The 9,776-nt window shown below is 49.6% G+C and carries 9 protein-coding genes and 1 tRNA gene; 3 read left to right on the forward strand and 7 right to left on the reverse strand.

The window, feature by feature from the left end; translation table 11 throughout:
* Window positions 1–29: 29 nt before the first annotated feature.
* From HMPREF9442_RS13815 to HMPREF9442_RS13835, 4 genes are read right to left on the reverse strand one after another with little or no spacing between them, the layout of a single operon-like run.
* Window positions 30–1,316 carry a lytic transglycosylase domain-containing protein gene (locus tag HMPREF9442_RS13815; protein WP_008629770.1) on the reverse strand — a complete coding sequence of 429 codons (1,287 nt, stop codon included), beginning with the start codon at window positions 1,314–1,316 and terminating at the stop codon, window positions 30–32.
* A 3-nt stretch (window positions 1,317–1,319) separates the two neighbouring features.
* On the reverse strand, window positions 1,320–2,159 hold the full coding sequence (locus tag HMPREF9442_RS16835; RefSeq protein WP_253271120.1) for a DUF5683 domain-containing protein: 840 nt from the start codon (window positions 2,157–2,159) through the stop codon (window positions 1,320–1,322).
* Entirely contained in the window at window positions 2,156–3,049 is an 894-nt protein-coding gene (locus HMPREF9442_RS13830) for a ParB/RepB/Spo0J family partition protein (RefSeq protein ID WP_008629776.1), read from the reverse strand. Before HMPREF9442_RS13830 ends, HMPREF9442_RS16835 begins: the two co-directional genes overlap by 4 nt.
* An 11-nt stretch (window positions 3,050–3,060) precedes the next feature.
* Window positions 3,061–3,825, reverse strand: coding sequence for a ParA family protein (locus HMPREF9442_RS13835; protein WP_008629779.1), 765 nt, complete (start codon window positions 3,823–3,825; stop codon window positions 3,061–3,063).
* Between the two features lie 206 nt (window positions 3,826–4,031).
* Between HMPREF9442_RS13835 and surE the strand changes: the two genes are divergently transcribed.
* Window positions 4,032–4,808, forward strand: a complete 777-nt coding sequence (surE, locus tag HMPREF9442_RS13840; protein ID WP_008629781.1) for a 5'/3'-nucleotidase SurE — start codon at window positions 4,032–4,034, stop codon at window positions 4,806–4,808.
* On the forward strand, window positions 4,805–5,980 hold the full coding sequence (gene lpxB / locus HMPREF9442_RS13845) for a lipid-A-disaccharide synthase (RefSeq protein ID WP_008629782.1): 1,176 nt from the start codon (window positions 4,805–4,807) through the stop codon (window positions 5,978–5,980). The genes surE and lpxB overlap by 4 nt, the downstream gene beginning before the upstream one ends.
* A 110-nt stretch (window positions 5,981–6,090) precedes the next feature.
* Here lpxB and HMPREF9442_RS13850 read toward each other — a convergent pair whose 3' ends face one another.
* Genes HMPREF9442_RS13850 through rsfS form a run of 3 tightly spaced genes read right to left on the reverse strand, consistent with a single transcriptional unit; the run spans window position 6,091 to window position 9,403 of the window.
* Window positions 6,091–6,942, reverse strand: a complete 852-nt coding sequence (locus HMPREF9442_RS13850; protein ID WP_008629784.1) for a phosphatidate cytidylyltransferase — start codon at window positions 6,940–6,942, stop codon at window positions 6,091–6,093.
* Window positions 6,939–9,026: an ATP-dependent zinc metalloprotease FtsH gene (ftsH, locus tag HMPREF9442_RS13855; RefSeq protein ID WP_008629786.1), complete on the reverse strand. Its 2,088-nt coding sequence runs from the start codon at window positions 9,024–9,026 to the stop codon at window positions 6,939–6,941. The genes HMPREF9442_RS13850 and ftsH overlap by 4 nt, the downstream gene beginning before the upstream one ends.
* A 17-nt stretch (window positions 9,027–9,043) precedes the next feature.
* Window positions 9,044–9,403, reverse strand: a complete 360-nt coding sequence (gene rsfS / locus HMPREF9442_RS13860; RefSeq protein WP_008629788.1) for a ribosome silencing factor — start codon at window positions 9,401–9,403, stop codon at window positions 9,044–9,046.
* A gap of 259 nt (window positions 9,404–9,662) precedes the next feature.
* On the opposite strand from rsfS, the gene HMPREF9442_RS13865 reads away from it, so the two are divergent.
* Window positions 9,663–9,733, forward strand: a tRNA-Gln gene (locus tag HMPREF9442_RS13865).
* Window positions 9,734–9,776 lie beyond the last annotated feature (43 nt).

Raw genomic sequence — 9,776 nt, forward strand, 5'->3', positions numbered from 1 at the left:
ATTACCTCCTTTTCTCTTTTGCAGCTGTTTTATCTGACCCTCAGTGTTTTCCCGGCCCGTATGCTTGTACCTTTTATGCCGTTGAGGCGTTTGAGTTTGGATACGGTCGTTCCGTAACGTTTCGCAATCGTCGAGAGAGTCTCTCCCGAGCGTATGGTGTGGGTTCTCGATTTGCTGCGGCTGTTCTTGCCGCTGCGTGAACGTGTAGCGGATGATTTTTTTGCAGATTGGCTTACTTCCACCTCGCTACGGTTGGTAAACAGTTCATCCGACTTATAAGTGTAAACGGAATCTCCGGCCGCAATGAACGCGCTGATACCGTGAGTGGGCAGGCGGAGAATGCAACTTTTCTTGGCACCCGGAATAAGGCCCGTACGATATTGCGGATTAAGGGCTTTGACTTCTTCCGCCTTGACGTTGCATACGGCTACGATTTGGTCGAAATGCACGTCACGGTCAACGATGATGGTGTCCGTGCTAGGCGGTAACGTGGTGGTCATCGGGCATATATTATGTTCGCAATAATAGTTCATGACGTAATTGGCGGCAATGAAAGCCGGAACGTAACCTCTTGTTTCCTGCGGAAGATAAGGATAGATTTGCCAATAATCCCTGCTTCCTCCTGCGCGTCGGATGGCTTTGTTCACATTGGCCGGCCCGCAGTTGTAAGCCGCAATGACCAAAGTCCAGTCGCCGAAAATCTGATAGAGGTCTTGCAGGTAATGTGCGGCGGCATACGAGGACTTGATGGGGTCACGACGTTCGTCTATCAGACTATTGACATCGAGGCCATATACTTTACCGGTAGAAATCATGAATTGCCACAATCCGGCTGCACCGACCCGTGAGGTGGCTCCGGGGTTGAGGGCGGATTCGATGACCGGCAGGTATTTCAGTTCGAGGGGTAACTGGTAACTTTCCAATGCCTCCTCGAATATAGGTACGTAAAAGTTATTGGCTGCCAACATGTAGGATACGGAGCGTCTCAGCCGTGTACAATATTGGTCGATGAATTTCCGTACCACTTCGTTGTAGGGCATTTCTATGACATTGGGCAGGCGGTTGAGGCGCGAGATGTATTCCTCCTTGCTGTATTGCGGATTCTCGTCCGAACTTTCGCATTTCTCATCCAATCCCAGGTAGTTCTTGGTGTTCCATTCTTGCAACAAGCTGTCTATTTCGTAGGTCATACCTTCCGGGAGGCCGATTACTTCGTCTTTTCCCGTTTGGTCGTCGTGTACGGTGATGTCGTTTTGTGCTTTCATCCCCGTAGCCAATAAAGCTGCTATACAGAATAATCCGATTTTTTTCATCATGGTTTAAAAGTTTAAATTACATTGGACGCCGACTGAAGCCTCTCGTCCTCGTCCGCCAAAATTAAAGACGGCCGGTTCGATGCGTAAACCCAAATCTTTGGAAATGTCGAAAGACGAGAGTTCCGCGTCCACGTATGCGTCTACTACCGACAACAGGTACACGGCTATCATGGCGAAGATGCTCATGTCCCGGTACTTGCGGTAATAGTTCTTTTTGTTCTTGAATATTTCTTTGTATTGCTCTTCCCGGCCTGCAATGCTGTAATTCAACGGGAGCATGTTCTCGTAGCTCTTCGTGTTGGGGTCATCATCCATGATATCCAGATAGGCTTGTGAATAGTCGCCATACATCTGGTTGTTCCATGTCAGGGCATAAAGACATCCTAAAAAGCCTCCATAGACAATAGGAATCTTCCACAGTTTGCGGTTGTAAATCTGGCCGGCTCCCGGAATAATCAGGGATAACCACAGTGCACGCTGTGGATTGGGAATGAAACGCTTTTCCATAAAAGGGGGCGTGTGGCGGAGCAATGAATCGCTTTTCAGGCCGACGGCAGTGGAATCCAATGCGGTTGCGGTGGTGTCCGTCAACGTTCCTGCGGACGGCAAACTGTCACCGGGCGTGGGGGACGTTTCGGTGATAACGGGTGGGATGCTGTCTTTGGCCGTAACGGCCAACGTGTCGGTGAGCAGGGAAACTGCGGTGGACGCAGAGTCGTGTACGGCAGGCCTGCTGTCTGCTGTCAGAGGTGCTTGCCCCCAAACTGAAGACACCCCACCGTGCATGAACAAGATGCCGAGCAGGATGAGTGAATGATGATATAAGAGTCTAATACACTTCAACTTTTTAAACGGTCAAACAGTTCGATAATACGTTCCAATTCCTCTTCGTTCGCAAACGGAATGCTAATCTTCCCCTTACCTTTATCCGAACAAGTAAGTTGTACTTTGGCTTGAAAGAATTTAGATAGACTTTGTTTCAATACGTTGTATTCCTCTGGCAAGCGTGCTCCTTTCGGTATGATCTTTTTGCCTCCGCTTTTTACGCTTTCGCCTTCCGTGAGTGCCTTGACCATTTCTTCCACCTTCCGGACGGAAAGGTTCTCCTGGATGATTTGTTGGAATAATTTAATTTGCAGCGTAGGGTTGTCCAAGGCGAGTAAAGCGCGTGCGTGTCCCATGTCGATGTCTTTGTTTTGCAAAGCCATCTGAATAGGGGCGGGCAAACGGAGCAGACGCAAATAATTCGTGATGGTAGAGCGGTTTTTGCCGATGCGTTCACTCAATTTTTCTTGTGTCAAGCTGTACTGTTCGATAAGATGTTGGTAGGCCAGTGCTATCTCCACCGAATTCAGGTCTTCGCGTTGGATGTTCTCTATCAAGGCCATTTCCATGACATTTTCGTCATCTGCCGTACGTATGTATGCCGGGATGGTGTGCAAGCCGGCTTGTTTGGAAGCTCTCCAACGCCGTTCTCCGGCGATGATCTGAAACGTGTCATCCTCCATTTTGCGGAGTGTGATAGGTTGTACGATACCTATTTCCGCAATGGAGGCGGCCAGTTCGCGCAGACTTTCAGGGTCAAAATCCCTTCTCGGTTGGTTGGGATTCGGAGATATCTTGTCCAGTTCGATTTCATTAATGGTAGAGGAACCGTCCGTGTGGACTTCCTTGGTGGAAATCAGAGCGTCCAATCCTCGTCCTAAAGCAGGGTATTTCTTGTGTACAGCCATTCTTTTTTCTGTTATTTGTCTTTTTCAATAATTTCTTTCGCCAAGGCCAAATGGTTCTTGGAACCTGTGGAATCCGTATCGTAAAGGATGACCGGGAGACCGTGGCTCGGGGCTTCGCTGAGTTTGACGTTCCGTTGGATGACGGTTTTGAAGACCAGTTCCTGGAAATGTTTTTTCACTTCATCATAAATCTGGTTGGCCAAACGCAGACGGCTGTCATACATGGTCAGCAAGAAACCTTCGATTTCCAAAGACGGGTTGAGCTTGGATTTGATAATCTTGATCGTATTGAGAAGTTTGCTGATACCTTCCAATGCGAAATATTCACACTGGACCGGGATGATTACGGCATCGGCTGCCGTCAATGCGTTTACGGTGATGAGACCTAATGAAGGGGAACAATCTATCAAAATGTAATCGTATTCGCCCTTCATGGGGGAAAGGATGCCCGTCAGCACTTTTTCCCGGTTGGGAAGGTTCAGCATTTCTATTTCCGCACCGACCAAATCAATGTGGGAAGGAATGATGTCCAATCCCTCGATATCCGTAGTATAGATGGCATCGCGCGGATCTGCATGGTCGATGATACATTCATAGATAGAGCAGTCTATTTCTGATACGTCTACTCCCAAACCGGAAGATGCATTGGCCTGAGGATCCGCATCGACAAGCAAGACCTTTTTTTCCAATGTCGCTAAAGAGGCGGCCAGATTCATCGAAGTCGTGGTCTTTCCGACCCCTCCTTTCTGATTTGCTAAAGCAATAATCTTTCCCATATCCTAATATTTGGTTTGCACAAAAGTAACGTATTCCTGACTACTGCGCTTTAGAGAATGCAGATAGAAACGTTAAATTGTTGAAAACTCGACTGTATTGTTAATAACTATATGGAACATCATGCCACAAAGATAATGTTTTTCAGTGAAAGCACTGAGCTTTTAAACCTTTTTTCGTACTTTTGTAGAAACAAATATAGGTGAAAATGAACGACATGAGGCCGCTTATCCTACTCTCGAATGATGATGGAGTACAGGCAAAGGGATTGAACGAATTGATAGATATGTTGTCGCCTTTGGGAGACATTCTTGTTATGGCACCGGACGGGGCGCGTTCCGGTTCTGCCTGTGCCATTACGGCGCACGACCCTTTACGTTATCGCGTCATGGCTGTACGTCCGGGCATAAAAATCTGTGCGTGTAGCGGGACTCCGGTAGACTGTGTGAAACTGGCACTTGAAATGGAAACCGGTCGTAAACCGGACGTGGTGGTCAGTGGTATCAACCATGGGGACAATTCTTCTGTCAACGTGCATTATTCGGGGACGATGGGTGTGGTGTTAGAGGGGTGTATGAAAGGCATCCCGTCTGTCGGTTTTTCCTTGTGTGATTTCGATGCGGACGCTGATTTTTCTCCTACCGTCCCATACGTGCGAGGCATTGTGGCGCGTGTGTTGAAAACGGGATTGCCCGCAGGGGTATGCCTGAATGTAAACTTTCCCCAACCGTCGGGACAGAGGTACCGTGGAACGAAGGTATGCAGGATGGCCCGTGGGATGTGGTCCAACGAGTTGTATGCGGCCGATCATCCTCGGGGCGGAAAGTATTTTTGGCTTACCGGTGAGTATACCAACAAGGAGCCGGAGCGTACGGATACGGATGCTTGGGCTTTGGCACACGGCTATGTGGCGGTGACTCCAGTCACGGTGGACGTAACGGCTTATCAGGCCATGGACGGACTCAAAGACTTGGAGGTTTTATGAAATATTATCTGATTGTCGGTGAGGCCAGTGGGGACTTGCATGCGTCTCATCTGATGAAAGAACTGAAAGCCCGGGATGCCGAAGCGGATTTCCGCTTTTTGGGAGGAGACCTGATGAAGGCGCAGGGCGGGACTTTGGTACGTCATTATAAAGAATTGGCCTACATGGGGTTTATTCCCGTGTTGCTCCATCTACGTACGATACTGCACAACATGAAGGCATGCAAACGGGACGTTTTGGTGTGGAACCCCGATGTGTTGATTCTGGTGGATTATCCCGGTTTCAATTTGTCTGTAGCGGAATTCGTGCATGCGCATAGTCCCATACCGGTATATTACTATATCTCTCCCAAGATATGGGCATGGAAGGAATATCGTATCAAGAATATCAAACGAGATGTGGATGAGCTTTTTTCCATCCTTCCGTTCGAGGTGGACTTCTTTGAGGGTAAGCATCATTATCCTATTCATTATGTGGGTAATCCTACGTTGGACGAAGTGGAGGCTTACAAAAAGGAAAACGAAAGGGATTTTGAACGTTTTGCGGAAGATAACGGATTGGAGGGCAAGCCTGTCTTAGCTTTGTTGGCCGGAAGCCGTAAACAGGAAATCAAAGACAACTTGCCCATGATGGTAGAGGCTGCTTCCGTTTATGCCGGACAGTATGAGTTGGTGTTGGCGGCGGCTCCTAATATAGACCCTGAATTTTATGGAAAAGTGTTACGGGGCAGCCGTGTGAAAATCCTGTACGGACAGACCTATCGTATATTGCACCATGCCTGCGCTGCTTTGGTCACGTCTGGGACGGCTACGTTGGAGACTGCACTTTTCCGGGTGCCCCAAGTGGTATGTTATTATACAGCTTGCGGAAAACTGGTCTCTTTCTTGCGTCGGCATATTTTGAAAGTCCGTTATATTTCGTTGGTCAATCTGGTAGCCGGGCGAGAGGTGGTCAAGGAGTTGGTGGCCGACGGGATGAGCGTGGGGAATATACGGGAGGAACTTTCTCGGATTCTGCCTGGCGGAAACGGACGCACAGCCATGTTGCAGGGCTATGAAGAGATGGCTGTCAAGTTAGGGGATACCGGTGCGCCCGCGAAGGCGGCAAGTCTCATGCTCCGTCTGTTGGGGCGTGGCGTGGAACGGATAGCCTCTTCTGATAGCTGCCGTTAAGGCAGGCCTGTACGGATAATGAAAGGGCGGGAACCGTTGCTTCGAGCAAATGGTTCCCGCTTCTTGTATCAGGTATGGCCATCATGGCCGGGTTGCCTTTTTCTCCTTAATTATAATAAAGTAAGGGTGTAGAGGTAGATGACAGAAGCCGGAATGGCCAGTAATGAGCTGTCGAAACGATCAAGCATCCCTCCGTGTCCTGGCAGGATATTGCCGCTGTCCTTGATTCGTAACTGCCGTTTCAAAAGGCTTTCCACAAGGTCGCCCCATGTGCCGAATATTACCACTGTAAGTGACAGTCCCAACCATTCCCATCTGCCGAGCGACGGTTCGAAGCAGGCAAAAATCTGTGATGCGGCTACGGCTACCAATCCCCCGCCTACGGAACCTTCCCACGATTTGTTCGGAGAGATACGCGGAAACAGTTTGTGACGACCGAAAAGCGAACCGAAACAGTAAGCTCCGGAGTCACTGGCCCAAAGGAATACGAATACGGAAAACGGCAGCATGCCCGCATAGGCCACACCGATGCTGTAAGACGCTTCGGGTTGGTAAGCCAATATATTGAGCGATGCAAACGGCAAGGCCACGTACATCTGGCTCATCATGGTATAGGCCCAATTGTTCAGTGCATGTTCGCTTTTCAGGTAAAGTTCACTGACCAACAGGTACACCACTGATAGCAGATACGGGATGAATACCCCGGAAGGGGTAAGGTTGCTGCAAAAGCCCGAAACGGCCAAAAAGAGGTAGATTCCGGCCACCGTACAAATCACTGCATTGGTTTGTACGTCGGCCCGCCGGTTCACCACTTGGCAAAACTCCCGTACGCTCAGGCCCGTTACCACGGCAAAGAGCAGGGTGAACGTGACGTTGCTCCATAAAATACCGCCCACCAGTACCGCTACGAAAGCGATGCCGGTGGCTGTGCGGAGGCATAAATTCTTTATTTTATCGGTCATTTTTCTTTAGGGGCTTGTGCGTCTTGCGGTTTTTCAGCCTCGTGATCGTCTGCTTGTGCCGTGGTTTCCGTAGGATGTTCGGATAGCATATCCGTCGGTTGCTCCTCCGAGGCAGTCGCAGGCTGTTCCTCTTTTTGCTCGTCAGCATCCTGAGCCATCTCGTCTCCCGGGAGTTCTTCGTTCATGCTAAGCAATTCTTCCGTGCGGCTAGTCCACGGACGTTTGCCGAAAATCTTCTCCACGTCTTCGGCGAAAATCACTTCGCGCTCCACCAGTATTTTTGCCAGTTCCGCATGTCCCTCTTGATGTTCGCGCAACAAGGACTTGGCACGTTCGTATTGTTCGGCAATCATCTGCTTCACTTCCTCGTCAATCAGTTGTGCGGTCTGGTCGGAATAAGGCTTCGTAAAGTTGTATTCGTCGTTGTTGTAATAACAGAGGTTCGGCAGTCGCTCACTCATACCCAGATAAGCAATCATGCTGTAAGCCTGTTTGGTCACGCGCTCTAGGTCGTTCAACGCACCGGAAGAGATGTGACCCGTGAATAATTCTTCGGCAGCCCGGCCGCCCAATGTGGCGCACATTTCGTCGAGCATCTGCTCTTTGGTCGTAATCTGTCGTTCCTCTGGCAAATACCAGGCTGCGCCAAGTGCACGTCCGCGCGGCACGATGGTCACTTTAATCAGCGGATTGGCGTATTGCAGGAACCAGGAAATGGTGGCATGTCCCGCTTCGTGCAAGGCAATGGTCTGTTTTTCTTCCACCGTCATGACTTTGGTCTGTTTTTCCAATCCTCCGATAATACGGTCCACGGCACTCAAGAAGTCATCTTTGCTCACGGCCTTTTTCCCATGCCGGGCTGCAATCAGGGCGGCTTCGTTACATACGTTGGCGATGTCGGCACCGGAGAAACCCGGTGTTTGGCGGGCCAACAAGTCAATGTCCACCGTGCTGTCCGTTTTCACCGGACGGAGATGGACTTTGAATACGGCTTTCCGTTCATTCAGGTCCGGCAGGTCCACGTGTATCTGACGGTCAAAACGTCCGGCACGCAGCAAGGCTTTGTCCAGAATGTCCACCCGGTTGGTGGCAGCCAGGATGATGACGCCGCTATTGGTGCCGAAACCATCCATTTCGGTCAACAACTGGTTCAATGTGTTTTCCCGTTCGTCGTTTCCTCCCATGGCAGGATTCTTTCCACGTGCCCGTCCCACGGCGTCGATTTCGTCGATGAAGATGATGCACGGGGATTTTTCTTTGGCCTGACGGAACAAGTCACGTACGCGGCTGGCTCCTACGCCAACGAACATTTCCACGAAGTCGGAACCCGAGAGGGAAAAGAACGGTACGTTGGCTTCTCCGGCCACGGCCTTGGCTAATAATGTCTTACCCGTTCCCGGAGGGCCTACCAACAGAGCTCCTTTGGGTATCTTGCCTCCCAAATCGGTGAATTTCTTTGGGTTCTTGAGGAACTCCACGATTTCCGCCACTTCCATTTTGGCACCGGCCTGTCCGGCCACGTCCTTGAAAGTCACTCTCGTGGCTTCGCCTTTCTCTATGAGCTTGGCTTTACTTTTCCCTACGCTGAATACGCTGCTCCCCGTCGGGCTTCCGCCGCTCATCCGTCTCATGATGAATACCCAAATGGCGATGATGACGAGCAAGGGGAAAAAGTTCCAGAAGATATTGCTCATGAAGTCGCTGCTCTGCTCGTATTTCAACGTGCCCTTGAACGCACCGGTGTTTTGTGCTTCATGTACCAAATCGAGTAATGCTTTGTTATCGGCATATTCCACGCTGATGACGGGCAGGCCTCCGATGCCTTTGACATCGTTTGTGCCGAACACGTCAGCGCGGTGCTCTTTTTTGACTCCCATTTGCAACACGCCCTTGTCTTTTTGGGCGATGATTCCGGTGGCGTAACCCTTTTTTACGTAAGTCTCGAAAGTCGTGTAGTCCACCGTTTTGGTGGAACTTCCTCCCGTCCCCGTGAAGAAGAGGTATACCAATATCACGATGATTATGCCGTATATCCAATTCATGTTGAACCGGGGCATCTTATTCTTGTTCTCTTTTTCGTTCATGATGTTTTAGGATGAGTTTAGTCAATGTCGGGAAGCGCGGTCAGTTGCGCGTCTTCCCATAGGTGTTCGATGTCGTAAAACTCTCGTGTTTGCGGCAGGAAGACATGTACGATGATGTCCGTATAATCCATTGCCACCCATTCGGCGTTCCTCAATCCGTCCACGGCTACAGGTTTGGCGTGCGCTTTGAGCCGCGCGGATTCCTCTATGGATTCCGCTATCGCCCGCACTTGTGAGGGAGAGTTCCCTTGGCAGATGATGAAATATTGGCAGATGGTGTCGCCTATGTTCGTCAAGTCGGCTACGACGATGTTCTTTCCTTTCTTTTCCTGTATGCCTTCCGTGATGGCATTTACTAATTGTTGCGTTTCGTTCATGCGTTAATCCATACATAAATTGTCGGGCAAAGATAGTATATAATATGTTATCATTCCAATTTTTAGGCTCAAAACCCTTTGCTTTTTATCTTTTTTAGATAATATAATCCGGTTTGTGCGTGGCGGTACGCCCGGAAACATAGGGCGGCTGCTGTGGATTGGGATTTATGTGGATACGGCAGTTCCCGCATGAAAAAAGGGTATAAAAATTTGTGGGTTCAAAAATAAGTCGCTAAATTTGCACTCGCAAAAAGGACAGTGGGCTATGGTGTAATGGTAACACAACAGATTCTGGTCCTGTTTTTCCAGGTTCGAATCCTGGTAGCCCAACTGCAACAGTGTCGGTGGCATCTGTTTTTTGTGGAAGATTGGA

The organism is Paraprevotella xylaniphila YIT 11841 (genome assembly GCF_000205165.1).
Lineage (GTDB): Bacteria > Bacteroidota > Bacteroidia > Bacteroidales > Bacteroidaceae > Paraprevotella > Paraprevotella xylaniphila.